The 25,781-nt window shown below is 36.6% G+C and carries 27 protein-coding genes and 1 pseudogene; 12 read left to right on the forward strand and 16 right to left on the reverse strand.

The annotated features are described in order from the left end of the window. Nucleotides 1–2: 2 nt before the first annotated feature. Nucleotides 3–422 (reverse strand): acyl-CoA thioesterase, encoded by a 420-nt coding sequence (locus QOX03_RS04690; RefSeq protein ID WP_283671718.1) that lies wholly within the window; start codon nt 420–422, stop codon nt 3–5. A 141-nt stretch (nt 423–563) separates the two neighbouring features. Here QOX03_RS04690 and dnaA point away from each other — a divergent pair, with 141 nt between their 5' ends. Genes dnaA through QOX03_RS04705 form a run of 3 tightly spaced genes read left to right on the forward strand, consistent with a single transcriptional unit; the run spans nt 564 to nt 3,161 of the window. After that, entirely contained in the window at nt 564–1,991 is a 1,428-nt protein-coding gene (gene dnaA, locus QOX03_RS04695) for a chromosomal replication initiator protein DnaA (protein WP_283671719.1), read from the forward strand. After that, nucleotides 1,988–2,449, forward strand: a complete 462-nt coding sequence (locus QOX03_RS04700) for a low molecular weight protein-tyrosine-phosphatase (protein WP_283671720.1) — start codon at nt 1,988–1,990, stop codon at nt 2,447–2,449. The genes dnaA and QOX03_RS04700 overlap by 4 nt, the downstream gene beginning before the upstream one ends. After that, a complete protein-coding gene (locus QOX03_RS04705; RefSeq protein ID WP_283671721.1) occupies nt 2,442–3,161 on the forward strand; it encodes an SAM-dependent methyltransferase in 720 nt (239 codons plus the stop codon). The genes QOX03_RS04700 and QOX03_RS04705 overlap by 8 nt, the downstream gene beginning before the upstream one ends. 2 nt (nt 3,162–3,163) lie before the next feature. Here QOX03_RS04705 and QOX03_RS04710 read toward each other — a convergent pair whose 3' ends face one another. Beyond that, on the reverse strand, nt 3,164–3,991 hold the full coding sequence (locus QOX03_RS04710; RefSeq protein WP_119058020.1) for an OmpA/MotB family protein: 828 nt from the start codon (nt 3,989–3,991) through the stop codon (nt 3,164–3,166). A 140-nt stretch (nt 3,992–4,131) separates the two neighbouring features. Between QOX03_RS04710 and QOX03_RS04715 the strand changes: the two genes are divergently transcribed. The 5 genes from QOX03_RS04715 to QOX03_RS04735 all read left to right on the forward strand — a co-directional run bounded on the left by QOX03_RS04715 (nt 4,132) and on the right by QOX03_RS04735 (nt 7,088). Beyond that, nucleotides 4,132–4,977: an ion transporter gene (locus tag QOX03_RS04715; RefSeq protein WP_283671722.1), complete on the forward strand. Its 846-nt coding sequence runs from the start codon at nt 4,132–4,134 to the stop codon at nt 4,975–4,977. Continuing rightward, nucleotides 4,974–5,447, forward strand: coding sequence for a 23S rRNA (pseudouridine(1915)-N(3))-methyltransferase RlmH (locus tag QOX03_RS04720; RefSeq protein WP_119058019.1), 474 nt, complete (start codon nt 4,974–4,976; stop codon nt 5,445–5,447). The genes QOX03_RS04715 and QOX03_RS04720 overlap by 4 nt, the downstream gene beginning before the upstream one ends. After that, nucleotides 5,440–6,267 carry a CPBP family intramembrane glutamic endopeptidase gene (locus QOX03_RS04725; RefSeq protein WP_283671723.1) on the forward strand — a complete coding sequence of 276 codons (828 nt, stop codon included), beginning with the start codon at nt 5,440–5,442 and terminating at the stop codon, nt 6,265–6,267. The genes QOX03_RS04720 and QOX03_RS04725 overlap by 8 nt, the downstream gene beginning before the upstream one ends. Further along, nucleotides 6,236–6,793 carry an RdgB/HAM1 family non-canonical purine NTP pyrophosphatase gene (gene rdgB, locus QOX03_RS04730; protein WP_283671724.1) on the forward strand — a complete coding sequence of 186 codons (558 nt, stop codon included), beginning with the start codon at nt 6,236–6,238 and terminating at the stop codon, nt 6,791–6,793. The genes QOX03_RS04725 and rdgB overlap by 32 nt, the downstream gene beginning before the upstream one ends. Before the next feature lie 130 nt (nt 6,794–6,923). Then, the gene (locus QOX03_RS04735) at nt 6,924–7,088 is read left to right on the forward strand and encodes a hypothetical protein (RefSeq protein ID WP_165846428.1); all 165 of its coding nucleotides are present in this window, start codon (nt 6,924–6,926) and stop codon (nt 7,086–7,088) included. A gap of 121 nt (nt 7,089–7,209) precedes the next feature. Here QOX03_RS04735 and dnaJ read toward each other — a convergent pair whose 3' ends face one another. The 3 genes from dnaJ to rbp form a co-directional block, all read right to left on the reverse strand. After that, a complete protein-coding gene (dnaJ, locus tag QOX03_RS04740) occupies nt 7,210–8,325 on the reverse strand; it encodes a molecular chaperone DnaJ (RefSeq protein ID WP_283671725.1) in 1,116 nt (371 codons plus the stop codon). A gap of 6 nt (nt 8,326–8,331) precedes the next feature. Then, the gene (locus QOX03_RS04745) at nt 8,332–8,880 is read right to left on the reverse strand and encodes a nucleotide exchange factor GrpE (RefSeq protein ID WP_283671726.1); all 549 of its coding nucleotides are present in this window, start codon (nt 8,878–8,880) and stop codon (nt 8,332–8,334) included. A 139-nt stretch (nt 8,881–9,019) separates the two neighbouring features. Continuing rightward, on the reverse strand, nt 9,020–9,304 hold the full coding sequence (rbp, locus tag QOX03_RS04750; protein ID WP_119058013.1) for an RNA-binding regulator: 285 nt from the start codon (nt 9,302–9,304) through the stop codon (nt 9,020–9,022). A gap of 188 nt (nt 9,305–9,492) precedes the next feature. Between rbp and QOX03_RS04755 the strand changes: the two genes are divergently transcribed. From QOX03_RS04755 to QOX03_RS04765, 3 genes are all read left to right on the forward strand, one after another. Beyond that, entirely contained in the window at nt 9,493–11,643 is a 2,151-nt protein-coding gene (locus QOX03_RS04755; protein WP_283671727.1) for a S46 family peptidase, read from the forward strand. Between the two features lie 111 nt (nt 11,644–11,754). Further along, complete coding sequence (locus tag QOX03_RS04760) at nt 11,755–12,414, forward strand: phosphatase PAP2 family protein (protein ID WP_283670229.1); 660 nt, start codon at nt 11,755–11,757, stop codon at nt 12,412–12,414. A 15-nt stretch (nt 12,415–12,429) separates the two neighbouring features. Continuing rightward, nucleotides 12,430–13,206, forward strand: coding sequence for an amidohydrolase (locus QOX03_RS04765; RefSeq protein ID WP_283670230.1), 777 nt, complete (start codon nt 12,430–12,432; stop codon nt 13,204–13,206). Here the strand turns inward: QOX03_RS04765 and QOX03_RS04770 are convergent. The 6 genes from QOX03_RS04770 to QOX03_RS04795 all read right to left on the reverse strand — a co-directional run bounded on the left by QOX03_RS04770 (nt 13,203) and on the right by QOX03_RS04795 (nt 19,765). Continuing rightward, complete coding sequence (locus tag QOX03_RS04770) at nt 13,203–13,712, reverse strand: KdsC family phosphatase (protein WP_434800594.1); 510 nt, start codon at nt 13,710–13,712, stop codon at nt 13,203–13,205. The genes QOX03_RS04765 and QOX03_RS04770 overlap by 4 nt on opposite strands. 18 nt (nt 13,713–13,730) lie before the next feature. Beyond that, nucleotides 13,731–14,489 (reverse strand): Rossmann-like and DUF2520 domain-containing protein, encoded by a 759-nt coding sequence (locus QOX03_RS04775; RefSeq protein ID WP_245952940.1) that lies wholly within the window; start codon nt 14,487–14,489, stop codon nt 13,731–13,733. Between the two features lie 90 nt (nt 14,490–14,579). Then, nucleotides 14,580–15,503 carry an N-acetylmuramoyl-L-alanine amidase gene (locus QOX03_RS04780; protein ID WP_283670231.1) on the reverse strand — a complete coding sequence of 308 codons (924 nt, stop codon included), beginning with the start codon at nt 15,501–15,503 and terminating at the stop codon, nt 14,580–14,582. Nucleotides 15,504–15,575: 72 nt separating this feature from the next. Next, complete coding sequence (glyA, locus tag QOX03_RS04785; RefSeq protein ID WP_434800595.1) at nt 15,576–16,838, reverse strand: serine hydroxymethyltransferase; 1,263 nt, start codon at nt 16,836–16,838, stop codon at nt 15,576–15,578. Nucleotides 16,839–16,850: 12 nt separating this feature from the next. Beyond that, on the reverse strand, nt 16,851–18,218 hold the full coding sequence (gene dgt / locus QOX03_RS04790) for a dGTP triphosphohydrolase (protein WP_283670232.1): 1,368 nt from the start codon (nt 18,216–18,218) through the stop codon (nt 16,851–16,853). Nucleotides 18,219–18,580: 362 nt separating this feature from the next. Next, entirely contained in the window at nt 18,581–19,765 is a 1,185-nt protein-coding gene (locus QOX03_RS04795; RefSeq protein ID WP_283670233.1) for a hypothetical protein, read from the reverse strand. A gap of 652 nt (nt 19,766–20,417) precedes the next feature. Here QOX03_RS04795 and lpdA point away from each other — a divergent pair. Then, nucleotides 20,418–21,815 carry a dihydrolipoyl dehydrogenase gene (gene lpdA, locus QOX03_RS04800; protein ID WP_283670234.1) on the forward strand — a complete coding sequence of 466 codons (1,398 nt, stop codon included), beginning with the start codon at nt 20,418–20,420 and terminating at the stop codon, nt 21,813–21,815. 139 nt (nt 21,816–21,954) lie between these two features. Here the strand turns inward: lpdA and QOX03_RS04805 are convergent, their stop codons facing one another. The 5 genes and pseudogenes from QOX03_RS04805 to QOX03_RS04825 form a co-directional block, all read right to left on the reverse strand. Beyond that, the gene (locus QOX03_RS04805; RefSeq protein WP_283670235.1) at nt 21,955–22,380 is read right to left on the reverse strand and encodes a DUF2752 domain-containing protein; all 426 of its coding nucleotides are present in this window, start codon (nt 22,378–22,380) and stop codon (nt 21,955–21,957) included. Further along, a complete protein-coding gene (locus QOX03_RS04810) occupies nt 22,340–22,672 on the reverse strand; it encodes a CD225/dispanin family protein (RefSeq protein ID WP_119059109.1) in 333 nt (110 codons plus the stop codon). The genes QOX03_RS04805 and QOX03_RS04810 overlap by 41 nt, the downstream gene beginning before the upstream one ends. A gap of 11 nt (nt 22,673–22,683) precedes the next feature. Then, nucleotides 22,684–24,006: pseudogene (locus tag QOX03_RS04815) on the reverse strand (NupC/NupG family nucleoside CNT transporter); the annotation flags it as partial. A 24-nt stretch (nt 24,007–24,030) separates the two neighbouring features. Next, nucleotides 24,031–24,654 carry a bifunctional nuclease family protein gene (locus QOX03_RS04820; protein WP_283670236.1) on the reverse strand — a complete coding sequence of 208 codons (624 nt, stop codon included), beginning with the start codon at nt 24,652–24,654 and terminating at the stop codon, nt 24,031–24,033. Nucleotides 24,655–24,843: 189 nt separating this feature from the next. Continuing rightward, nucleotides 24,844–25,776, reverse strand: coding sequence for an electron transfer flavoprotein subunit alpha/FixB family protein (locus QOX03_RS04825; RefSeq protein WP_283670237.1), 933 nt, complete (start codon nt 25,774–25,776; stop codon nt 24,844–24,846). Nucleotides 25,777–25,781: the final 5 nt, after the last annotated feature.

Below are 25,781 nucleotides of genomic sequence, written 5' to 3' on the forward strand. Positions count from 1 at the left end.
TTCTAAGCCTTAAAAAAATCTTGAATTTTCTCACGGAAAAATTCAGGGCAGCGTATTGGTTTTCGGGTTGTGGTACTGACAAAAACCAGCTCTGTGCTTCCTGTTGTTAATAACTTTTGAGCTTGATTTAGGATTTTATAATTGAATTTTATTCTAACGTCACTCGGTAGTTCAGCTAATTCTGTGATAATCTGTATCTCATCATCAAATAAAGCTGGTGCATGATATTGGCAGGCGAGATTTAAAACAGGAAGCATAATTCCCGAATGCTCTAAATCACTGTAATTCAATCCTATTTCACGCAAAAAATGTACTCGCCCCATTTCAAAAAAAGTAGCATAATTGCCATGATAAACGTACCCCATTTGATCTGTTTCTGCGTATCTTACTCGGGTTGAAATGCTTAGTTGTAAATTATTCATATTTTATTACATTTATAAGGAAAAAAAATTAAAAAGTCAATAGCAAATCACTTTTTTTAGTTCAATATTTTTTCACAATTTTGCTCCAATCAAGCTCAAAAATAAGAGCATTTTTTTGTTTAATCAAAATAGTATTTTTCAATGTCAAAAACAGCAGCTTCTGTATGGGGCAATTGCTTATCATTCATACAAGACAACATATCTGAACAAGCGTTTCATACTTGGTTTGAACCGACTAAAGCCACTAAATTAGATGGTAATATTTTAACGGTACAAGTTCCTAGCAAGTTCTTTTATGAATGGCTTGAGGAGCACTACATCAAGCTTCTAAAGGCTTCTTTACAAAAGGAATTGGGTAAAGATGCTAAGTTGATCTATAGTATAGTGATGGAGAAAAAAATAACGAATAAAGATCCTTACACCGTTAATATCCCGAGTAGTAATAAAGAGAAAGTTCTAAAGCAAGAGCTGGATGCTCCTCTGAGTAGTAATAAAATCAAGAGTCCGTTTGCAATTCCTGGAATTCAGAAGTTGAAAATTGACTCCCAACTTAATATTAATTATAGTTTTAATAGCTTCATCGAAGGTGAGACTAATCGACTGGCAAGTTCTGCGGGGAAAGCAATTGCTAAACGCCCAGGAGGAACATCCTTCAATCCACTGTTTATTTACGGGGGAGTTGGCTTGGGCAAAACACACTTGGCGCATGCCATTGGACTTGAAGTCAAAGAAAAACACCCTGAGAAAACGGTATTATACGTTTCTATGGAAAAATTCTCTAATCAGTATCAGAGTGCCACGCGTAGCAACAATCGAAATGATTTTGTGAATTTTTATCAGATGATTGATGTTTTAATCATTGATGACGTTCAATTTTTATCGGGCAAAAAGGGAACTCAAGATGTTTTTTTCCATATTTTCAATGATTTGCATCAGCGTGGGAATCAATTGGTTTTGACTTCTGATAAAGCTCCAGTAGATATACAAGATGTAGACCAGCGATTGATCTCAAGGTTTAAATGGGGTCTTTCTGCTGATTTGCAAATCCCTGAGTATGAGCTTCGTCTAGAAATTCTAAAAAGTAAGTTGGAGAAAGGTGGCATTGAATTAGACCCTGAAGTCACGACTTATATTGCTAAAAACATTAAAACCAACATCCGTGAAATAGAAGGCGCTTTAAACTCTTTGGTGGCTCGTTCTGTGCTGAACCGAAAAGAAATTACAGTTGATTTAGCTGAAAAGGTTTTAAGCGATTTAATCAAAAATCAGCGAAAAGAAATTTCAATTGATTATATTCAAAATGTGGTATGTGATTACTTTAAAATTCCTATTGAGAAAGTTCAATCCAAAACTCGCAAAAGAGATATTGTACAAGCACGCCAATTGGCTATGTACTTCTCTAAACAATACACCAATGCTTCTTTGCAAAGCATTGGCACACAAATTGGTAAAAGAGATCATGCTACTGTTTTACACGCTTGCAAAACAGTGAAAAATCTAGCTGAAACGGATAAAGTTTTTAAAGGTTATGTGGATGATTTAAGAAGAAAAATTGGTATTGCGGAATGAGAATTTTAATGCTTTGTTTAGGAAATATTTGCCGTTCTCCTCTCGCAGAGGGAATTTTAAGAAATAAGATTGGTAATCGTAATATAGAAGTTGACTCTGCTGGTACCAACGGTTTACATGTTGGTGAATTGCCCGATCCTCGCTCTATTGAGATTGCAGAACTAAACAATATTGATATAACAGACCAAAGAAGTCGAAAATTCACAACAGAGGATTTTGATACTTTTGATGCCATTTATGTAATGGATTCAGGGAATTACAATACCGTGATGGATTTAGCTAGAAATCATAAAGACCAGTACAAAGTTGAACTCATCATGAATTTGGTTTCACCTGGAATGAATCAAAATGTTCCTGATCCTTACTATGGTGGAACGCAAGGTTTTCATCAAGTTTTTGAAATGCTAGATCATGCAACTGATAAAATTATAGAAGATTACGACAGAAGAAATGGATAAGCCTATCGTTTATTTAATTCCTAATTTTTTGGGCAATGAAAGCATATCTTCTCAGGTTTTCCCACCTTATAATATAGAAGTTATCCAAAATTTAATTCATTTTTTGGTAGAAAATGAGAAATCTGCACGCCGATTTATCAAAAAAGTTTGCCCAGATAAGTCTCAACAGGATTTGAAAATTGAAATTTTAAACAAAAAAACTCCAAAAGAAATTATCCCAGAATTTCTAAAGCCTTTAAAAAATCAACAAAATATCGGTATTATTTCTGAAGCTGGGATGCCTGGAATTGCTGACCCTGGCAGTCAATTTCTACAGTTGGTACATTCACTAGGTTTTAGTGTTGAGCCGCTCATTGGCCCTTCCTCCATTTTGTTGGCATTGGTTTCCTCTGGGCTGAATGGTCAAAATTTTTGTTTTAACGGCTATTTACCTATTGATTCACGTGAACGTAAAAATAACTTAAAGAATTTAGAAAAACTAAGTGAGCAAAATGGGAGTGCTCAAATTTTTATGGAAACTCCCTACCGCAATAATCAGTTACTGAAAGATATTTTGAGTACTCTTAAGCCAAGCACCATTCTCTCGATAAGTTGCGATCTCACGTTACCTACTCAATTAATTGAGACTTGTAGTGTTGATGAGTGGCGTAAAAAAAAGACAGACCTTCATAAAAGGCCTGCCATTTTCATTATTCAAAATTCTTTTGATTGAAATTAACCTCTTGGTGCTTGACCAATTAATTCCATAAATTGCTCTAAATTAGGAAGAATAATAATTTCTGTTCTTCTATTTTCTGCTCTTCCGCTTGGGGTGTCGTTAGATGAAATACTATTGTATTCACCTCTACCACCAGCAGTCATACGCTTAGGATCAACTCCATGCTGCTCTTGCAAAGCTTGCACGACAGATGAAGCACGCAACGCGCTCAGATCCCAGTTATTTCTAATATTAGTTTTAGAAATTGGCACATTATCAGTATTACCTTCTACCATCACATCATAAGTTGGGTAGTCTTTGATAATCTTAGCAATTTTACCTAAAACTTCATTAGCCTCAGATGAAATCTCATAACTTCCTGAACGATATAACATGTTGTCAGACAGTGAGATAAACACAACTCCCTTCTGCACTTGCACATCAATATCTCTCATCTCATCTCTAGATAAAGATCTTGTAAGATTATTAGTCAAGACCATGTTTAGTGAATCGCTCTTACTTTTACTAGCAATCAATTGTTTGATATAAGAATTTGATGCGTCAATTTGCTCAATTAATTTAGTAATGTTTACATTTCCTGTGCTTTGGGCATTTAAACACTGGTCTAGCGCACTTTGTAGTGAATTTAAATTTGCTTTAGAGGCATCCAATTGTGCTTGGATAGATGATCTATCACTTTCGCAACGCGTCAACTGATTGTTACAAGTTTGCTGAGCAGCAAAAACTTTTTCAAATTCTGACTGCAACTCGTCATATTTTTTCTTACTTACACAGCTCGTCATCATCAAAGCTGAAAACCCGGCTAAAATTAATGTTTTCTTCATTATTTTTATAATTTTCTTTATAATATTTCCTTCTATTCAGTTCACTAAAATAATAATTAATTTTTGAAACTTAAAATTAAACCCCAACTTTTATGTAAAATTTAGTAGTTTCGCATATCAATATTCTCATTATTGGCTTTGTGACTAAAAAATCTATTAAAAAAAAAGAAAACTTCAGAGAGAAAGTACATAGCATCATTTTTGAATCCAATACTTATTGGGGTAAATTTTTTGATGTCGCTTTACTCATAGTCATCGTTATCAGTATCGTTTTGCTGATGCTAGATTCCGTTGATACCTACAAATTCAAATATCATAATATTTTTGTGACCATCGAATGGTTTTTAACTTTTCTTTTTTCGCTAGAATACCTATTTCGTCTATACTCCGTCAAAAAACCAAGCTCATATGCTAAGAGTTTTTATGGTATTATTGATTTATTATCCATTTTGCCTACTTATTTAGAATTTCTCATCCACGGTTCTCAATTTTTTATGGTTTTTCGGGTGATGCGGCTCTTACGAGTTTTTAGAATATTTAAATTAGTACATTTTTTAGATGCTCGCAACACTTTAGCTTATAGCCTACGCGCAAGTTGGTACAAAATTTCATACTTTTTATTATTTTTAATCTTAATTGTCTGCGTCATTGGGACAGCCATGTTTTTGGTTGAAGGCAGCAATCCTGAGTCTAGGTTTGATAACATCCCCATTAGCATCTATTGGTGCATCGTTACTTTGACTACGGTAGGCTATGGCGACATCTCGCCCATCACTCCATTGGGGCAATTTTTAGCTTCTTGCATCATGATTTTAGGTTATTCAATCATTGCCGTGCCTACTGGTATCGTTACCTCTGAGCTGACAAGAAAGATACAAAAAGAGGAAAATTTAGTAACTGAAGTCTGCAAAAACTGTGGCGAAGAACACCACTTGCCCGATGCTAAACACTGCCACCGATGTGGCTATGAATTATTAGAAGAATGAAAATCAAATTAATATCAGTTGGCAAAACCAGCCAAAAAGAAATTATAAGTTTATTTAGCTACTATAAAGAGCGATTGCCTAAAATTTTTAATTTTGAAAGCCTTGAAATAAAGGAGCTCAAAAATAGAAGTTCTCTTTCTGAAATTGAACAAAAAAACCAAGAAGCAAAGTTAATTTTAGAGCAAATCAACTTCAGTGATTTTATCATTTTGCTAGACGAAAAAGGAAAATCATTTACTTCAAAAGATTTTGCTAACTACATCAATCAAAAGTTAATTTCTAATCAACAAAGCATCGTTTTTATCATCGGAGGTCCCTATGGCTTTGGAGATGAAATAATACAACGTGCCAACGAAAAAGTTTCTCTCTCGGCAATGACGTTTACACATCAGATGATTCGTCTTTTTTTCATTGAACAACTTTACCGAGCTTACTCTATTTTGACCAACAAAAAATATCATCATGAATAAATTTCTTAATCAAAAATACAACTACAGCCTAAGTTTTTGGGAGGTTATCGCCTGTTTTATTCTCGTATTAATCGCTCAAGTTGCTGGAGGCATCGTTGGGTTTATTTTCAACTACTTAGGGCTCGAAGACTTAGGCTTTATCTTATCATTTTTTACAGGATTCAGCCTAGCTTTAGTTTTACTTTTTTATTTAAAAAAATTACCCTTTCAAGTCTACAAAGACATGCTACTTACGGGGTTGAAGTGGAAATTGTGGCTGCTCGCCATTGGAATTTACCTTTCAATTTTGCCCTTTAGTGAATACACGGCGAATTTAATCCCTACCGAAGGCATTCCATTTTTAGAAAAAATTTATCAAGATTTTGTAGAGACATTCAAATCCATTTTAAGCAAACCCATTTCTGCATTCATTACCATTTGTATTTTAGCTCCAATTTTAGAAGAAAGCATCTTCAGAGGCTTTATTTTACAAGGCTTATTAAATTCCAAAACACATCCTATTTGGGCCATTTTCTTTAGCGGAATTTTGTTTGGTTTCGCCCATCTCAATCCTTGGCAATTCATAGGAGCAGGGATTTTAGGCATTTGTTTCGGATTTATTTACTGGCGCACAGGCTCTTTACTACTTTGCATTTTTTTGCATTTTATCAATAATTTTATCAGCTTTGTTTACAGTCTAAAAAGTCAAAATGTAGAAGAACCTTTTTTTGAAGAAAATTTTTTATTGATAGGCAGCTCTTTGCTCCTCTTTTTTATACTCATTTATACCATGATTAAAATTACTCCACATGCTCATCTTCGCTACTCAGAATCCAAATAAAACCAAAGAAATCAGGAAAATTCTACCCCACTGGGAAATCAAAAGTCTTGATGATTTAAATGATAAAGATGATGTGGAAGAAACGGGAAATACGTTTAGAGAAAATGCTTTTTTAAAGGCTAAATATTTTTTCAATAAATATCAACATCCCGTAATTTCAGAAGATTCTGGCTTGTGCGTTCCATCGCTAAATATGGAGCCAGGCATTTATTCTGCTCGCTATTCTGGGGAAAAAAATGATAAAAAAAACATTGAAAAATTGATCCGTAAACTTAATGGGCAGTCGGCTGACGCATTTTTCATGACTGTGATTTGCCTAATACAAAATGTTGAACCTCACTATTTTGAAGGGAAAATACATGGGAAAATAATAACAGAAGCTCGTGGCGAAAAAGGCTTTGGCTACGACCCTATTTTTGTACCCCACGGCTACGAAAAAACATTTGCCCAAATCGGTGCTGAAGAAAAAAATAAAATCTCACACCGTGCCTTAGCTTTAGAAAAATTGATAGAATTTTTATCTTAGACTTACTTAAATTTTATATTTTTAATTACTTTAGCACTTTCAAAAATTTTTAACCATGAAAAAATTATTACTTTTCATTCCCATATTTGCTTTAGCAACAAGTTGCAAATTCAACGAAAATGGTAACAAAATGGTCTTACCAGCAGACCCAAATGCAATTGATAATCATACTATTGTAGAGGAAATCCATCATGAAAACAAAGTAGAACAAGACAACATACAAATTCTAGCTCCAGCAGATAGTTTAGGGATTGACTCTACAGCAATTCAGCCCACAGAAGTTGTTGCTGAATAAATTTGATTAAAATTTTTATTTTTTTTTAAGCCTTAAAAAAAAGCCATCTCAATTTTACTGAAGTGGCTTTTTCATTGTCTCTGTCTAACTTTTTTTCCCTAATTTTTTTCTATAGAATTAATTAGTCAAACATTTCTTTAACTTTATCAAAAAATGATTTAGATTTATTCTCTTGGTCAGGTTCAAAATTTTCATTTCCACGCATTTTTTCAAAAAATTTCATCTCCTCTGAACTTAATTTCTTAGGAATAAAGGCATTGACATGAATGAACAAATCCCCCGTGCCATAGCCTTCTAAACTCGGTAAACCTTTACCTTTCAGGCGAAGCACTTTACCTGATTGCGTTCCTGGTTCAATTTTAATTTTTGCTTTTCCTGTGGCAGTAGGAACTTCTACATCTGCTCCTAAAATTACATCTGGTAACCCAACGAATAAATCGTAATGCAAATTATTCCCATCACGGTGAATTTCAGCATGTTGCTCCTCCTCTATCACTACCAGCAAATCACCTGCTGGGCCGCCAAAAGCTGCCTCATTTCCTTTGCCTCTTACCTGCATTTGGATTCCCTCTCTTGCTCCAGCTGGGATTTTCACCTCCACGGTTTCATCTTTTTTGATTAAACCTTGCTTATTAGCTCCATTTGGAATTTTATCTGCAATTTTGCCCGTTCCGCTACAAGTGCCACAAGTTGTCGCAGTCTGCATTTGCCCGAGTGGCGTATTTATTATACGCACCTGTTGCCCACTACCCTTACATGTAGGGCAAGTTTTAAACGTAGCTCCATCAGCTAAGACCATTCGTGTCACTTTCATTTTTTTGGTCACGCCTTCCACCATCTCTTGCAAATTAAGCTTAACTCTGATTCTCAAATTAGAACCTCTGGGTTGGCGTTGGCCTCTTCCACCACCGAATCCAAAACCTCCGCCACCGAAGGCACTTCCAAAGATGTCTCCAAAATTAGCAAAGATATCTTCCATATTCATGCCACCTCCGCCAAAGCCGCCAGCACCGCCCATACCTGCATGGCCAAACTGGTCGTAGCGCTGGCGTTTATTATCATCACTCAAGACTTCGTAAGCTTCTGCCGCTTCTTTGAATTTTTCTTCTGCAGCTTTATTCCCTGGATTTCTATCAGGGTGGTTTTGTAGGGCTATTTTACGATAAGCCTTTTTGATTTCAGCTTGTGTGGCTGTTCTTTCTACACCTAAAATTTCGTAATAATCTCTTTTTGACATAAATCTTTATTTACCGACTACAACTTTGGGGTAACGAATCACTCTCTCCCCTAATTGATATCCTGTTTCTATAATGTCAATGATTTTTCCTTTCATCTCTTCATTTGGTGAATCAACCTGTGTCACAGCCTCGTGTAATTCTGCATCAAATTCATTTCCATTTTCAACTTCTAGTTTTTTTAAGCCTTTTTTTTCTAAGCTTTCCACTAATTTTTGCTGAATGAGCTCAATTCCTTTTAGCATATTTTCTTCTTCTTCTTTTTTGAGTTCTTTAATGGCTCTTTCAAAATCATCTAAAACAGGAAGCAAGGTTTCCATCAAGGATTGATTAGCCAAAAAACGTTGCTCTTCTCTTTCTTTTAGGCTTCTTTTTTTGAAGTTATCAAACTCTGCGTACAACCTTACGTACTTATTTTTTTCTTCTTCTAGTTGTTCTTGAATGCTCGGTTCTTTCAAAACTTTATTTTTTTGATTTTGATTTTCAGTCGCTTCATCAGTGGTCAATTCTTCATTTTCATCTAATTCTTGATGTTTATTCTGTTGCTCTTGGCTCATATTAATTTTATTTTACTTTTAAAAACTCTAAAAAAACAAATTGCTTGCCATTCCTTTTTTGATGCCAATATGACAGAAAAAATCCGAATTCTCTGACAACGGTCTAAAAATTCGGATTTTTTTAAGGCTTTAAAAATTTTTATCTCCTGTAGTTATTTCTACTATCTCTACCTTCGTTGTTAGGTTTTGGATTTGCTTTTTTCACAACGATATTAAAATTCTGAAAATCAGTTTCATTTAAATTTTCTATAGCCTCTCTAGCTTCATCATCATTGGGCATTTCCACAAAGCCAAAGCATTTGGATCTTCCAGTTTCTCTGTCGATGATGATTTTTGAAGAGTCTACAGTGCCGTAGTTTTCAAATAATTCTCTTAAATCTTCGTCAGTGGTTTCTCGGTTTAATTTTGTTACAAAAATGTTCATAATCTATTTATTTTTTTATTTAATCGGCCAAAATGGAATGCCAACAAATAAACTTTTGATAGAAAAACCACTTTAAACGTTTTGCAAAGATAGACTTATTTTCATCATATGCATTATTTATTTCAGTTAAGTTTTTAAATGCCAGTTAGGTTTTATTATTTTTGGGGAAATTTTAATTTTTATAGATAATGAAGAGAATTGTTCTATCACTAATTTTGTGTTTTAGTGGTGTTTTCACTTTTGCAGATGAAGGAATGTGGCTAATGGCTTTTATTGACCGATTAAAATATTCTGACTGGCAAAAAGAAGGTTTACATTTGACGCCCGAAGAAATCTATAGTGTTAACCAAGCAAGTTTAAAAGATGCTATCGTCAGTTTTGGGGGCTATTGTACTGGTGAAGTGGTATCTAATCAAGGTTTAGTTTTTACCAATCACCACTGTGGGTACGGGGCTATTGCACAGCTTTCTACGCCAGAAAATGATTATTTACATGATGGTTTTTGGGCAAAAAGCTTTGAAGAAGAATTAAAGCCTGACAATCTTTATGTTCGTTTTTTGGTAAGAATGGATAATGTGACCAGCAGAATCGTGCGCCAGTTGAATGACAAGATGACGTCAGAACAAAGAGGAGAAATCATAAATGCTGAGATTGAAAAAATTAAGAGAGAAAATAATGAAAATGGTAGGTATGAGGTTGTTGTGAAAGATTTCTATGGAGGTAATGAGTTCTATTATTTTGTATATCAAGATTATCATGATGTCAGATTGGTTGGGACTCCACCAGAATCGGTAGGAAAATATGGTGGAACTTACGACAATTGGGAGTGGCCAAGACATACTGGGGATTTTTCAATTTTTAGAGTTTATGCAGATGCCAACGGAAATCCAGCTGAATATTCTCCGTCTAATGTTCCTTTGAAGCCAAAACATCATTTGCCCATCAAAAAAGGTGGTGTGAAGCCTGGCGATTTTGCTATGACTATAGGATATCCTGGTAGTACAGAGCGTTATATGTCTTCATTTGGAATTCAGCAAGCGCTAGATATCGAGTTTCCTGCATGGATTGATGCGGCGGCTAATGCTAGAGCGGTTCTAAAAAAATATATGGATAGTGATAATGCAATTAATTTAAATTATGCTTCTAAATATGCAAGCATCGATAACTACTGGAAAAATCGTATTGGCATGACCCAGGCTCTGAATAAGCTAAGAACTTATGATAAGAAAAAAGAAATTGAAAAAAATCTAACACAATGGATTGATAATGACCCAACTCGAAAAGCTAAATACGGCAATGTGCTAAAAGATATTCAAAATTATTATCAAATCTCTAATGATTATATAGCTAACCAAACTTATATTTCTCGTGGAGTATTGCCAGGTAGTTCTCTGGTATTGGTTGCTTACCGAATGAAAAATCTTTTTGATACTTATCACCGTCAAGATGCCGAAAATCAAAAGAATATGCTACCTCAAGTTCATGAAAGAATCGAATCTCAGTATGAGAACTTTAGCACTGAACTGGAGCGAGAAGCTTTAGCCGTTTTGCTTCAAAAATATTATGAAAATACGGCTGAAATTTATCATCATAAAGCCTTGAAAGATGCTTTAAAAGAATATGGAAACTTCAGTCAATTTGTAGAAGCAAACTATGAAAATTCAATTTTCAGAAATGCTACAGCGCTCAAGCAAGCTTTTGCTAACAATGATTTAGAAGCGTTTAACAATGACCCTATTTTTAAGATTTCAGCTGGTTTGATTCATTCTTATCAAAATGTGCCAGAAAATGTAAGGCAAGCGGAAGAAAAATATGAGAAAGCCTATCGTTTATTCATTCAAGCCTTGAGAGAATCTCAACCAAACAAAGTGTTCTACCCCGATGCCAATTTCACTATGCGCTTGAGTACGGGGAAAGTAGTTTCTTTGCCAGAGAATCCTACACGGCCAAGCGATGTTTCTTCAAATTACTACACTACTTTGAAGGGCGGTATGAGAAAATTCTTGCCTAATTCTGAATTTGATATGCCAACCGAACTCATTCGTCTTTATAACACTCAGACTTTTGGGCAATGGGCAGATGAAAATGGGAACATGCCTGTTTGTTTCTTGACTGATAATGACATCACTGGTGGAAACTCTGGCTCTCCTGTGATTGGCGGGAATGGCGAATTACTGGGCTTGGCTTTTGACGGAAACTGGGAAGCTATGAGTGGTGACATTGAGTTTGAAAAAGATTTGCAACGCACCATCAATGTAGACATTCGCTATGTGATGTTTATCATCGAGCAACTATCTGGTGCCAATAGAATCATCAATGAACTTGATTTTGTAGATTAATCAAAAAGTTTTTAATTTCGCGAGTTCATTAGTTCATTTATTCATTTAAATTTAAATTCAAACTGCCCTAATTGTGAAAATTTATAATTGGGGCAGTTAATATTAACTTGTATGATGATTTTCAGTAAATTAAAATATTTTTTAAGCCTTATATTTTTATACTTTATTTTAGCTACAATTCTCACACAATTTTATTCAAAAGTAGAATTGCATCAGCTCTTAAATACCTTTAACACACCTGCTCTAGACTTTTTTTTCAAATACTATACACACATCGGCTACGGAGCTGTTTCATTGATTTTCATCCCGTACGTTTTATACAAAAAATCTCTAAAAAATTTACTTCTCGGTATCCTAAATTTCTTGATTGCAGGGCTTAGCGTTCAGTTCTTTAAAAAAATAATCATAGGAGATATACTTCGCCCTATTAATTATTTCACGCCAAAGGATTTACATCTTATCGAGGGCGTTTCTTTAAACTCACATTATTCCTTCCCATCAGGGCATTCTGCCACAAGTATTGCTTTTTTTCTTTTTTTAGCCTATTTATTCTACAAAAATAAATATCTCCAAATTCTTTTTGCATTCATGGGCATTTTAGGAGCTTATTCTAGAGTTTATTTGTCTCAGCATTTTATAGAAGACACCATTGCAGGCGGAATGTTGGGCGTTAGCGCATTTTTTATCAGCTATGCTATCGTCAATAGAATTAACTGCGACGCATTGCAAAGAAGAATCTTCTCCCCAAATAAGCTGAAAAACAAAGAATAACTTCACGAATCTCACATGATTAAAACGCTAAATATCAACTTATTACAATACGATATTTCATGGGAAAATCCAGCTAAAAACTTTCAACAAATTCAGGCTCTTGAATCCTATTTCTCTGATTCAGATATTATCTTCCTGCCCGAAATGTTTTCTACGGGATTTAGTATGAATGTAGAAAAAATAGCAGAAAAAACATTCGGAGAATCCTTCCAATTTCTACAAAAATTAGCCAAAAAACACCATGCGCTTGTCGTAGGTAGCATTCCTGTGGAAGAAAAAGGAAGCTTCTACAATCGAATGTATTGGGTGGAACCCAACGAAACTTTCCAAATCTATGATAAAAGACATCTTTTTTCCTTTGCAGGAGAAGATAAATTTTATTCAGCAGGGAAAAGTCGGAAAATTTTCAGTTACCAGAATTGGAGTTTCTTGCCACAGATTTGCTATGATTTGAGGTTTCCAGTTTTTGCAAGAAATAAAAATGATTATGAAGTTTTATTTTACATTGCCAATTGGCCCAAATCTCGAATCAATGCTTGGAATCAATTATTAAAAGCTCGAGCTATTGAAAATCAATGCTTTGTAGTTGGAGTTAACCGCACTGGAATAGATGGGAATGGGATTGCCTACAACGGTAAGTCCCAAGTCATCAATCCTTTGGGTGAAAAAATAGAACCACTCCAACCACACGAATGCGTTTTACAATTTAGCTTAGATTTTTTAAGCCTTAAAAAAATTCGAGAAAAATTCCCTTTCCTCAAAGATGCTGATGAGTTTCATCTCAAATTTTAAACCCACAAGTTTTTAATTTTCAAAAGTTGCTCTATCACATCTCGCACACAGCCATCTCCCCCGTTTTTGGGCGAAATATAGTGTGCCACTCTTTTTACTTCTGGTACAGCATCAGCTGGACACGCCGCTAAACCACAATTTCTCATCACTTCCAAATCAAGAATATCATCGCCCATGTATAGAATTTCTGTCGGCTTCAAATCATATTTGAAATAAAAATCTTTGAAATCATCAAGCTTATCCTGCGAATCTAAATAAACATCCGTAATGCCTAAATCCTTGAAACGGGTTCTCACTTTTTCATTTTTCCCACCACTTATTATCCCCATTGGTATATTTTTTCTCACCGCATATTGCACCGCAAAACCATCTTTTACGTCCATCTTTCTACCCAAGCTGCCATCGCTTTCTAGGTAAACTTTGCCGTTGGTAAAGACACCGTCGACATCAAAAACCAAAGCTTTAATTTCTTTTAATTTCTCCTTGTAACTCATGTTATAATTCATCTATAATTCGGTTATAATTCATGTATATTTTTCTTGGATGGATTTCGTCAAAAGCTCGTAAATAGCTTTTTTACGGGGCATATCATTTAGCAATTCCAAATGCTGAGCAATCGTTTTTTCATCACCGCGCACCGCTGGCCCAGTTTGTGCTTCGTATGGATTTAGCTCCTTGATTTTTTCGGCAGTTTCTAGAATCAATGCTTGCAAAACTGAAAACGGCAAACCTTCTTTCTCGACTAAATCTTTCCCAATACCGTATAAATAATTAACAAAATTGCATACAAAAACTGCTGCTAAATGTATTTCTTTTCTTTTTTCTGAATTTAATTCATAAACCCGATGCGTTATTTTTTTAGCTAAATTTTTTAAGGCTTTTAAAATTTCAGGATTTTCTGCTTCTATGAAGAAAGGAATTTCATCATATTTCACATAACGATCTTTGGAGAAAGTTTGTAGCGGATAAATCACCCCTTTCTTAAAATTCCCCTTCAGCCTCTCAATACTTGACGTGCCACTGGTGTGTGCCACAATCGCATCAGGAAAAGGAATTTGCTGACTCAATTCTTCTATCGCATCATCAGCCGTTGCTATGATGAACACGTCTGCTCGCTGTAACTTTTTAATATCATCCGTATATTCAATATGATTTGCTTCGCCCAACTCCGCAGCTTTATCAAGTGAGCGATTGTAGATTTGCTTTACTTGAATCGTGTTTTGAATCATTGCCCGCACCAAATGATGTGCTACATTTCCCGATCCTAAAATTGAAATCGTCATGATCTTCTGATTTTAATTTTAACAAAAATAAAGAATTAATCAAAGATTAAAATAACTTCATGTAAGTATTTTTAAAGCGATTCCCTGAGATTAGATATTGGTTTTATATTTTTTTATCAAAGCTTTTAAAATCGCCCAAGTTTCTCGGTCTAAAACGCCGTCATAATTCGCTGGGCGAAAGTGCATTTGAAAAGCACTGACTACTCTCTTCGATTTTTTAGTCCACTCACCATTTGCTTCAATTTCATAACCGTAGCGAGCAAAATCTTCTTGTACGGTTTTTATAAAAATAGAATCGTTGAGAAGTTCAGGTAAGAATTGTGCTTCATAAAATTGCTTATCATATTCCTCATACCACGCACCGATTTGGTAATCTCTATACAATTTTTCCCATGGGAATAGTGGCCCAGGGTCATTTTTCCGCTGTGGGGCGACATCGCTATGCCCTAAAACATAATCAGGTGCAATTTCATAACGCTCGATGATGTTTTTAGCCAAAGCGGCTACTTTTTTTATTTGATAATCAGGATAAGCAAAAAAATATTTTTTCCCATCATATTCGGTAGAACCTTGATTCACGATTTCAATCCCTATGCTTGAATCGTTTAAATTCGTCCGTCCACTCCAGAAGCTCACCCCCGCATGCCAAGCTCTCGCATCTTCACTCACCAAAATATCGATTTCTTTATCATTTTTATCATTGATTAAATAATGTGAGCTCACCGCTTGCTTGGTCAGAACGCGCATAGAAGTGGGGTAATCAAGAGCCGTGTAGTGCAAAATCAAAAATTTCACCCGATAATCTTGCCCAATTGAGGGTAAAGAATCTGCATTGACGTTATAATTCTTCAAAACTGCCGCTTGGTAAACTCGGTCTTCTACCTTGCTGATTTCTTTGATGTAAACCGTATCTCGAATGGTTTTTTCAACGGTTTTTACCTGAATTCTTTTCGTTGCGGAACAAGAGGCTAGCAATACCAATACCAAAAGAGCAAAAATATTTTTTTGAAGCATAATAAATAAATCTTAAATAACTAATTGAGAAAAATTTAAGCCTTTATTTTTTCTAAAGGCTTAAAAAATTTTTCACATTTGGAATAGTGGTTTACTCTTCATCAAGTCATTTACATCGGCGCGGACTTCTTTTATTACCTGCTCATTATCATGATTTTCAATCACTTTGTTAATGAAATTAGCAATCGTTTCCATATCATTTTCTTTCAGTCCACGAGTTGTCACGGCGGCCGAACCCAAGCGAATTCCACTGGTGATGAACGGCGACTCGGTATCAAACGGAACCATATTTTTATTGCACGTAATGTCAGCATCTACCAAGGCTTTCTCGGCTATTTTCCCGTTCACGTTTTTATTTCTCAAGTCAATCAGCATACAGTGATTTTCCGTTCCGCCAGATACGATTTCATAGCCCATTTCCATCAAATGCTCTGCTAATTTTTTAGAATTTTTGATGACATTTTCACCATAGGTTTTAAATGCTGGGCTCAAGCCTTCGCCAAAGGCAATGGCTTTTGCGGCAATCACATTTTCTAATGGGCCGCCTTGATTTCCTGGGAAAACAGCTGAATTCAGTAATTCAGACATCATTTTAGGTTTCCCTGCTCTTTTCTTGCCAAATGGATTTTCAAAATCATTCCCTAGCATGATGATTCCTCCCCGTGGCCCGCGTAAAGTTTTATGCGTGGTAGAAGTTACAATATGGCAGTGTGGCATTGGGTTATTGAGTAATCCCTTGGCAATCAGCCCCGCTGGGTGTGCAATATCTGCCATCAGCACAGCTCCTACCTCATCAGCTACTTTTCTAAATCTCTCATAGTCAATGTCTCGAGAATATGCCGATGCCCCGCAAATAATCATTTTTGGTTTCACTTCTTTAGCTTTAGCTTCCATCGCATCATAATCTATCAAGCCAGTTTCTTTATCTAGCCCATAGAAATAATTCTCAAACCGAATGCCTGAAAAATTCACGGGTGAACCGTGAGTCAAATGCCCCCCGTGAGATAAATCTAAACCTAAAATCTTATCTCCCGCAGCTAAACAAGCTAAATAAACTGCCGCATTGGCTTGCGAACCAGAATGCGGCTGTACATTCGCATATTCTGCACCAAAAAGTTCCTTCAGGCGGTCGATCGCGAGTTGCTCTACTTCGTCTATAACCTCACAGCCGCCATAGTAGCGCTTCCCAGGGTAGCCCTCCGCATATTTATTCGTCAGCACAGAACCCAAAGCCCTCAGCACATCATCGCTCACATAGTTTTCTGATGCAATCAGTTCTATACCATTCGTTTGCCTCTCTTTTTCCTTTTGAATTAAATCAAAAATTTTATCCATAATTATTTATTTTTATAAATTTATTCCTATTTGTATTCCCGTCATTTTTCGGTAGAACTCCAGCGCCTCATCATCCGTCATCATCGTTATAAAATCTATAACGCCCAAAATCTGATGATACACATCTTTCCCCTCATAGCGATGTGGCTCTGGCAGTAGAGACAAAGTTAAGCTTTCTTCTTTAGTTCGTTGATTTTTTTCTTTTACCACTGCAGGAACAAAATAGCTGAGCAAAGTCCCCATCACCCGATAACCCGCCAACTCGATTTCCATCACACTTTTGTGGCGATAAATATGCTCAAAAGAGAAATCCCTAATCTGCTGCAACGCCACCGATTTATTCAAAATTAAATCAAACAACGACGTCTCAAACTCCCCCGCCAGTAACTTCTCATGATGAATCACATAGCGCTCATACACCAGTTGCGTCAAAACACTAATCGCCTTTGCCCGCAGGTAAGCAATCGCATCATTTTTATCAGTCACCACACTCAGCTTCCGTTCAATTTCTTCAGGTTGCACCTCGCCCAGCTCCACCACTATATTTTTCAAAAGCTCAAGGCAAGTCCCGTGGTCTATAATCTGAAGCCGATGCGCATCCTCAAAGTCTATAATATTATAGCAAATATCATCCGCCGCCTCTGTAAGCCACACAAACGGATGCCGAGCAAAAGAAACAGGCGAATCCTGAATTTTTTTCATCCCCGTTTGCTCCGCCATTCTCACAAAAATTTCTTTCTCCGACTGGAAAAACCCAAATTTCCTAAGCCTTAAAAAATTTTTATCCTTAGCCGAAGACTCACACGGGTATTTAGCAATCGCCGAAAGCGTGCTATAAGTCAATAGCATTCCGCCCTTAGACTTCCCACTTTGGGCATGCGTCAACACACGAATCGCGTTGGCATTCCCCTCAAACTGAGTCAAATCCTGCCATTCAGCCTCGCTCAGCAGCGGGCGAATCAACCCCTCATTCTCCACAAAATACTGCGCCACAGCATCTTCCCCAGAATGCCCAAACGCTGGGTTCCCAATATCATGGCACAAAGCAGCCGACGAGATAACGTATGCCAAATTATGCTTATAAAAATACCTGCTCTCCTTGCTCAGCTCAGACTTATACCGCGAGGCAAAAAAATGCCCAACCAAATGCCCCAAACTCCGCCCCACAGACGCCACCTCCAGCGAGTGCGTAAGCCGATTGTGAACAAAAGTGGTGCCCGGCAACGGGAAAACCTGTGTCTTGTTTTGCAACTTCCTGAACGCTGGCGAAAAAATAATGCGATCATAATCCCGCTGAAATGCCGTCCTATAATCCTGATTTGCCCCCTGCCCCGTTGCCCAAGTTCGCTGGTCGCTATAAAGTCTATTCAAATCAGTCATCTATTATTAAAATTTTTTTTAAAAGCCTTGCCAAAAATAGTAAATTCTAAGTAAGGATTTTTTTTTTAAGCCTTAAAAAATTTTACCAACAATTTTTCCTGAAGATTTTTTTTTGGGGGGGGCGGCATTCACGGCTATCCATTCCAATTCCGCAGTCATCTGCTTACAAAAAAATAACGCCAAAAGAGTTCACACCTGCGTGTTCCACTCTTTGGCGTTTATTTTTTGTAGCCGCATCTGCCTTTGCGGGATTTCCATTCCTATCCGTGCCGCAGTTTTAGCACATCATCCGTGCCATATTTACCCAAAAGCATTTAGCACCCAAGTATACAAAACCAATGCACTTAGCCGTAAATCACCTATTACCTTACTCCCTCGTGCTTTTTCACAACTAATTCTCCGCTATCGCTTACCGTTATTCTCCAAGCTGTTCCATCTGGGGAATCTAGAACAATGCCAGTATTCTCGGACTTACCTGCTACTTCATTTGAAATCACATGCAAATCACCATCCTTACTCATCGCAAGTGCTGCTGAGTTAGGTGAGTCAGCAGCTATCACTATAGGGAAATTTTCGGTAGCTATGACTCTATATCCTATGGCTATTCCGCCCGCTACTTCTGAACGAGAGGCACTCCCTATAGCAATGCTATTAATAGCATTAGTATCAGTAGTTCCCCCTATAGCAATGCTAAAATTAGCTTTAGCCTCTCCATGTATAGCTAAAGAAGAAGCCCCTGTAGATTGAGATCCTATCCCTATAGCAACAGATCCATGATCTGTAGTAGAGTTTTCAGTGCCTGCGGTGGTATATAGTCCTATAGCAATAGAATTCCTCCCATAAGCTTTAGAATTTGCCCCAATAGCCATAAGACCATTATAGCTCGCTGTATTAGTATTATCAATCGCCTCTGCTCCATAGCCAATGGCTACAGACCTATTACCCTTTAGTTTTACATCATGCCCTATGCCTATACTATTCAAGCCAAATACTCCAACGTTATCGGCAGTAGACTCAAGAGGTATCGTCATGTCTATACCTCCTATATTGCCGCCATAAATTTCACCTTCACCATCTGCATTATATGTAATTAATGGTCTCCTCTTAGCATCTACAAAACCATAGCTGATGTATCTAGTAACACCATCTAATACGGTAGTATCCAATGTTTTTTGCAATCCACTGGGTTCCAGTTTCACAAAGCTTTTATCACCAGTGGTGCCATCAAAATTAAAGCGGTAATAGCCTGGTGTAGTCACATTTGCTATTGTAGGGTCTGGTAATTGCTTTAAATTTTCTTCTGTTATAACCACGGCAGGGGAAGTTACGTAGACAAGCATCCCGTTTTGCTCTGCCCCTAAGTTGGCCAGCATCGCTGTAAGGGCTTCGCCCGTTACTTGCGGGGTCAGTATACCCTCTGGCGTATTGCCATTAGTATTTTTTGCTTTCACCTGTAATGTGGCTTGTGGCTCATCTGTATTAACGCCTACTTGGGCGGTGGCCGCAACCGCTGATAATACAACGAAAGAAAGTAATAATTTCTTCATTTGTTTTAATTTTTTTGGTTAATATTTTATTGATTTATTCTTTTCTTGATTAAATTTTTGCTGTTTTTTATTCAACTTTTTTTTACTTCTTCTTTTAGAAAGAGCCCCAACCCGTGAGGCTCTTCTTTTTTGAAGAAATTACTATTCTCACACAGGTGAAAATAGAAAAACCGCACAAGATTTTCTTGCACGGTTTTGCGGTTCGCTCCCGCAGGGAAGCAAAAAATTATTATAAGTTATTGATAATGAGTTGTTTAGCTTATTATCTGTGTGTGTGTGTGTGTGTTTACACTTTATTTTGAAACTCACAAATTTCATTTGTTAAAATTTCGTTATTTTTTTGTTAAAAATTTCCGTTGAGATTTTTTCACTTTTCTCAACCTGCCCGCAAATGTATTTTACGTTTTTGAATTATGCAAATTTATCGCTCATCTTTAAGTTTATTTTATTTAAATTCAAATTAAATGCAGTTTAAAATTTAAGTCATTCGTTATAACTATTTTAATTTAAGAAAATTATAAATTATAATCAAGATTTTTTTTTCAAGCCTTAAATTTTTTGTTAGCATTTTTTTCTAAAAGATTTTTTTTAAGCCTTAGAAAATTTTTATATTTAATCTTTTTATTTAAATTTCGAAACAAAAAGTATTTTCATGGGAAAATTTGATGTAACAGTTATTGGCTCTGGGCCAGGTGGTTATGTAGCGGCAATACGTTCGGCTCAGTTGGGGTTCAAAACAGCTTTGGTAGAAAAATATGATACATTGGGCGGGACTTGCCTCAATGTTGGCTGCATCCCGTCAAAGGCGCTTTTGGATTCTTCTGAGCATTATTCCAATGCCAAAGAAAACTTTAGCGAGCACGGCATTGATGTCGGGAATTTGTCTGTAGACCTAAACCGCATGGTTGAAAGAAAACGTGCAGTTGTGGAGCAAACGACTAAGGGCATTGATTTCTTGATGGATAAAAATAAAGTCACTGTTTTCCATGGTTTGGGGAGCTTTAAAGACCAAAATACATTGGAAATCAAAGGCGAAGAGGTGCGGGAAATTAGCTCAAAGCACTTCATCATCGCTACTGGCTCTAAGCCCGCCTCTCTCCCATTCATCAAGATTGATAAGGAAAAAATCATTACATCTACAGAGGCTCTGGAGCTGCGGGAAATTCCACAGAAAATGATAGTAATCGGCGGTGGAGTCATCGGGCTAGAGCTGGGCTCGGTATACCAACGCTTGGGGGCAGAGGTGAGCGTGGTAGAGTATATGGATAGGCTGATCCCTAGTATGGATGCTGATCTTTCTAAAGAATTGAGAAAAATTCTAAAAAAAGAGGGTATGGATATTCAACTGAAGTCAAAAGTGACGAGCGTGGAAAGAACGGGCGATAAAGTTGAAGTGCAGTTTGAAAATAATAAGGGTGAAAGCCAAAGTATAGAAGGTGATATTTGCCTAGTTGCCGTGGGGCGAAAACCTTACACCGAGGGGCTCGGCCTAGAAAATGTGGGCGTAGAATTAGACGAAAAAGGGCGCATAAAGGTGGACGAGCATTTGAGAACTAATGTGGAGAATATCTATGCCATTGGCGATGTGATACGTGGTGCAATGCTGGCTCACAAGGCGGAAGAAGAGGGTATTCTGGTGGCGGAGCAATTGGCTGGGCAGCGGCCGCACATTGATTATAATCTGATACCAAGTGTTGTGTATACTTGGCCAGAAGTTGCTGGTGTGGGCAAAACTGAGGAGCAACTGAAAGAGGAAAAGGTGGATTATAAAACGGGGAAATTCTTGGTGAGAGCTTTGGGGCGTGCACGAGCCAGTGGTGATATTGATGGTTTTGTGAAAATCCTCTCTGATAAGAAAACAGATGAAATTTTGGGTGTACACATGGTCTCAGCCCGTGCTGCAGATATGATTGCCGAGGCTGTGACGGCGATGGAATTCAGGGCTTCTGCCGAAGACCTTGCAAGAATCAGCCACGCACATCCTACTTATATGGAAGCCGTGAAAGAGGCCGCCTTAGATGCCACCGAAAAGCGAGCGATACATAGTTAATTTATCTTACTCGTAGTGCATTATGCTGTTCATGATATTTAACTAACTTATAATTAATTGAATATGCCAAAATTTAAGGTCTTGGAACAAGCTTTTATTACTTTTTTAGAAATGCACTACGGGTATATAATATAATATATTAATGGAAAATATTTCTCAGGAAGAAAAATAAAATAACCGACACGAGAATGAACTTCCCAAAAGTGATAGAAAATAAAAAATTTTCTTTCAGTTTTCGATTTAAAAAGATTAAATTAAAATAATACCAAATGTAATATAAAATTACTGGAATTAGAGAAACAAATAGAGCATTAAATTTAAAGGCTTTATAAAATTCTAAATGCAACAGACTATGCAAAGCTCTTTGCCCGCCACAGCCAATACAATCCCAGCCAGTTGCTGCCTTGAACGTACACACTGGATAGAACAAGCCAGGGTTCTCTTCTGGATTGTGCTTATAAAAATGCTGTAAAAGAAATCCTGCTAATAATAGTAAAATTACTAGCAAAATTCCTTTTAAAATTTTATTTCTGCTGCGAATTTTCAATGTTTCGCTGGATTTCATCCATTATTTCTTGAAAATATTCAGGATTCGTTTTATACAAATATGCCACGTAAATCATATTAACTACAGCTATAGCAATGGCTATGTATGATAGAATCTTAGCGTATTTCTCTGCATTATTTGCTCCTAAGAAGTCTTCTTTAGCTACTTTGCTCTTAGCTTGAATTGCAAAAACAATAGCTATAATACCTAGCACAAAACCAATAAAACATGGTGAAAAACAGCCCAATAATGTTGAAATGATACTGAGCGGTAAGTAATTTGTTCTTTCTCTTTGATTTAAATTTTCCATAAAGTGTTTTTTTAGCTTAATAAAATTCCTGCAATGGTAGCTGATAGCAGCGATGCCAATGTTCCGCCCAAAAGTGCTCGCAAACCAAATTCAGATAAGATTACACGTTTGCTAGGCGCCAATGAGCCAATGCCACCAATCTGGATTCCTATTGAAGCAAAATTAGCAAATCCACAGAGCATATACGTTGCCATGATGATCGATTTTTGTGAAGTCAGTGCTAAGCCTGTACTGGTATTTTTCAGTTCAGCAAGTTGCCCATATGCGATGAATTCACTCGCTACTAATTTGATTCCTAAAAGCTGCCCCATTAAGCTAATATCTGTGGTCGGTACGCCAATAAGCCACATGAGCGGAGCAAATAAATAGCCTAAAATCATTTCTAATGATAAGGTTTTGTATATAGTGTGAGCTGCTATAATTTCGTTTAAATGTGTGACTTCCCCTACCCAACCCAATATGCCATTTACCATGGCAATCATCGCAATAAATACCAAAAGCATTGCTGCTACATTGACGGCAAGCTTTAATCCCTCTGAGGTTCCGTTTGACAAGGCCTCTAAAAAATTAGTCCCGACATTTTCCATTTTCACTTCCAAATTTTCAGTCGGTTTTTCAATCTGTGGATACAATAATTTAGCTACAACTACCGCTCCTGGTGCTGCCATGACTGATGCTGCCAGTAGATGACGTGCAAATTTCTGCATTTCTACGGGGTCATTCCCTCCCAAAAAATTGATATACGCACCTAAAACACTCCCAGCTACTGTCGCCATACCACCTATCATCACCAATAGGATTTCAGATTTCGTCATGCGAGAGAGGTATTCTTTTATCATCAGCGGAGCCTCAGTCTGCCCCAAGAAGATATTCCCAGTAACAGAAAGGCTTTCTGGCCCAGATGTTCCTAAGATTTTTTTTAGACCTTTAGCAAAAAATTTTACAACAGCTTGTATGATTCCAAAATAAAATAAAACGGAAGTTAATGCCGAAAAGAAAATAATCACTGGCAAAACTTGAAAAGCAAAAATATACCCGAACGAATTGTCATCTAACAAGTTACCAAGTAAAAAGGAGGTTCCTGCTTTGGTATAATTCAATATTTCGATAAAAATTTTCCCTACAGTATCAAAAAAAGAACCAATGAAACCAAAGTCAAATCGGTAATTCCCGACATCAAACCCGATGGTATCTCCTTTTAAAATCCCTATAGCTAATATTAACTGCATCACTAAACCCACGAAAATAGTTTTCCAGTTGATAAAAGATTTTTTTTTGCTAAATAAAAAAGCAATTCCTAAAATTACAATTATACCTAAAACCCCTCTTAAGATTTCCATTGATGTCTAATATTTTACTTATTCTTTTTCTCTTTTGCTCAGTTCATCTCTGATGCTTGCTGCTAATTCATAATTCTCTGTTTCTACTGCTTGTTGCAATTGTTTTTCGAGTTCTTTTATTGTGAAATTTAAAAGTTTTTCTTCTTCAGATTTATTTTCATTCGTCAATTCTTTCTCAATTTCGTGAATAGCTGCTTTTATTTCTTCTGAATCCTCTTCGGTAATAATTTCCATTTTTATTCCAGCCCTATCCATCACTTCTTTTTTCACATAAATCGGGCAATTAAACCGAACCGCTAATGCTATCGCATCACTCGTTCTGCTGTCTAGCTCATGCAAGATATTGTCTTTATCTTCAAAGATGATATTGGAATAAAAGATTCCTTCTTCTAAATTATAAATCAGCACATTTTTCATCTCTATCTCTAGTAAATGACAAAAATTCATAAACAAATCATGAGTCAATGGGCGAGGTGGCGTTAAATCTTTTTCTAAAGCTAAAGCAATGGCCTGAGCTTCAAAGTTACCAATAATGATGGGCAATTTTCTACCACCGAACTCTTCTTCTAATATTAATGCGTAAGCTCCTACTTGAGTCTGGCTATATGAAATTCCCCTTATGTTTAGCTTGATATAATTCATAATTAAAAAGTAAAAATACTATTTTTAGTGCGCTTCACCTAAATTTTATTCAAAATAAGAAGCCGCTATCTGTTTAGTGGTTGCTACTGCGAGTTAAATATCTGTTTAATCCCTTTTAAACTTCAATATTCAATTCAATTTACCAGCTAAAAACTTTAAGTAAGAATTTATGATATTTATTGTTTTTTTTTAAGCCTTTAATTTTTTTATAGCTTCGGTGAGTTTTGGCACAACTTCAAATGCATCTCCTACAATTCCATAATCAGCTGATTTGAAGAAAGGTGCTTCGGGGTCATTATTTATAACAACAATCGTTTTGGAGGAGTTAACTCCTGCCAAATGTTGTATAGCTCCACTAATGCCTATTGCCAAATAAAGATTGGGGGCAATCGCTTTGCCTGTCTGCCCTACATGCTCTGAGTGTGGACGCCAGCCCATGTCTGAGACTGGTTTAGAGCATGCTGTAGCTGCTTCTATGCTTTGCGCCAATTCTTCTATCATTCCCCAGTTTTCTGGTCCTTTTAGGCCTCTACCTCCAGAAACAACTCGTTCTGCTTCTTTCAAGTCAATTTGACCATTGTCGTGTACTATATTCTCTACTTTAATTTTATTTTCTACTTGAGGTAAATCCGCTGTTTTCACCTCAATTTCTATTGGATTTTCCTTTAAGCCAAAAGCATTTACAGCTAGTGTTAAAACTGGAGTTTCATCCCTAGTTTCTACCCAAGCTAAGGCTTTGCCTGAGAATGATGTTCTTTTCACTACCAGCGGGTGTATTCCTTGTGGTTTTTCTAAAATATTTGTGATTATTGCAGACTCCAGCTTCACTGCGACCTGCGACGCAATACTCGTTCCTTCAGCACTATGCGAGAAAACAACGGCTCCATCTGCTTTTTCTGCAATAAACTGAGCTACAGCCCTATGGTTGATTTCTTTCGCTTTTAGCGAATAAACCTGATTTACACCATATTTACCTAATTCTTCTAGATTTTCAGCATTTACGCTAACGGCTATGACGTCTGTACCGTACTGATTTGCAATTTCTCTTGCAAAACTTACCGCTTCAAGTGCATGTTTTTTAAATTTTCCTTCTTGAGATTCTGTATAAACTAAAATAGACATTTCTA

Origin of the sequence: Candidatus Ornithobacterium hominis, from assembly GCF_951229915.1 — a bacterium.
In the GTDB taxonomy this organism is placed as follows: domain Bacteria; phylum Bacteroidota; class Bacteroidia; order Flavobacteriales; family Weeksellaceae; genus Ornithobacterium; species Ornithobacterium hominis.

Excerpts from the sequence above, each read along its gene's own strand:
- QOX03_RS04690 (WP_283671718.1), bottom strand. The coding sequence starts at position 422 with ATGAATAATTTACAACTAAGCATTTCAACCCGAGTAAGATACGCAGAA.
- dnaA (WP_283671719.1), top strand. The coding sequence starts at position 564 with ATGTCAAAAACAGCAGCTTCTGTATGGGGCAATTGCTTATCATTCATA.
- QOX03_RS04700 (WP_283671720.1), top strand. The coding sequence starts at position 1,988 with ATGAGAATTTTAATGCTTTGTTTAGGAAATATTTGCCGTTCTCCTCTC.
- QOX03_RS04705 (WP_283671721.1), top strand. The coding sequence starts at position 2,442 with ATGGATAAGCCTATCGTTTATTTAATTCCTAATTTTTTGGGCAATGAA.
- QOX03_RS04710 (WP_119058020.1), bottom strand. The coding sequence starts at position 3,991 with ATGAAGAAAACATTAATTTTAGCCGGGTTTTCAGCTTTGATGATGACG.
- QOX03_RS04720 (WP_119058019.1), top strand. The coding sequence starts at position 4,974 with ATGAAAATCAAATTAATATCAGTTGGCAAAACCAGCCAAAAAGAAATT.
- QOX03_RS04725 (WP_283671723.1), top strand. The coding sequence starts at position 5,440 with ATGAATAAATTTCTTAATCAAAAATACAACTACAGCCTAAGTTTTTGG.
- rdgB (WP_283671724.1), top strand. The coding sequence starts at position 6,236 with ATGCTCATCTTCGCTACTCAGAATCCAAATAAAACCAAAGAAATCAGG.
- QOX03_RS04735 (WP_165846428.1), top strand. The coding sequence starts at position 6,924 with ATGGTCTTACCAGCAGACCCAAATGCAATTGATAATCATACTATTGTA.
- dnaJ (WP_283671725.1), bottom strand. The coding sequence starts at position 8,325 with ATGTCAAAAAGAGATTATTACGAAATTTTAGGTGTAGAAAGAACAGCC.
- QOX03_RS04745 (WP_283671726.1), bottom strand. The coding sequence starts at position 8,880 with ATGAGCCAAGAGCAACAGAATAAACATCAAGAATTAGATGAAAATGAA.
- rbp (WP_119058013.1), bottom strand. The coding sequence starts at position 9,304 with ATGAACATTTTTGTAACAAAATTAAACCGAGAAACCACTGACGAAGAT.
- QOX03_RS04755 (WP_283671727.1), top strand. The coding sequence starts at position 9,493 with ATGAAGAGAATTGTTCTATCACTAATTTTGTGTTTTAGTGGTGTTTTC.
- QOX03_RS04760 (WP_283670229.1), top strand. The coding sequence starts at position 11,755 with ATGATGATTTTCAGTAAATTAAAATATTTTTTAAGCCTTATATTTTTA.
- QOX03_RS04765 (WP_283670230.1), top strand. The coding sequence starts at position 12,430 with ATGATTAAAACGCTAAATATCAACTTATTACAATACGATATTTCATGG.
- QOX03_RS04770 (WP_434800594.1), bottom strand. The coding sequence starts at position 13,712 with ATGAATTATAACATGAGTTACAAGGAGAAATTAAAAGAAATTAAAGCT.
- QOX03_RS04775 (WP_245952940.1), bottom strand. The coding sequence starts at position 14,489 with ATGACGATTTCAATTTTAGGATCGGGAAATGTAGCACATCATTTGGTG.
- QOX03_RS04780 (WP_283670231.1), bottom strand. The coding sequence starts at position 15,503 with ATGCTTCAAAAAAATATTTTTGCTCTTTTGGTATTGGTATTGCTAGCC.
- glyA (WP_434800595.1), bottom strand. The coding sequence starts at position 16,838 with ATGGATAAAATTTTTGATTTAATTCAAAAGGAAAAAGAGAGGCAAACG.
- dgt (WP_283670232.1), bottom strand. The coding sequence starts at position 18,218 with ATGACTGATTTGAATAGACTTTATAGCGACCAGCGAACTTGGGCAACG.
- QOX03_RS04795 (WP_283670233.1), bottom strand. The coding sequence starts at position 19,765 with ATGAAGAAATTATTACTTTCTTTCGTTGTATTATCAGCGGTTGCGGCC.
- lpdA (WP_283670234.1), top strand. The coding sequence starts at position 20,418 with ATGGGAAAATTTGATGTAACAGTTATTGGCTCTGGGCCAGGTGGTTAT.
- QOX03_RS04805 (WP_283670235.1), bottom strand. The coding sequence starts at position 22,380 with ATGAAATCCAGCGAAACATTGAAAATTCGCAGCAGAAATAAAATTTTA.
- QOX03_RS04810 (WP_119059109.1), bottom strand. The coding sequence starts at position 22,672 with ATGGAAAATTTAAATCAAAGAGAAAGAACAAATTACTTACCGCTCAGT.
- QOX03_RS04820 (WP_283670236.1), bottom strand. The coding sequence starts at position 24,654 with ATGAATTATATCAAGCTAAACATAAGGGGAATTTCATATAGCCAGACT.
- QOX03_RS04825 (WP_283670237.1), bottom strand. The coding sequence starts at position 25,776 with ATGTCTATTTTAGTTTATACAGAATCTCAAGAAGGAAAATTTAAAAAA.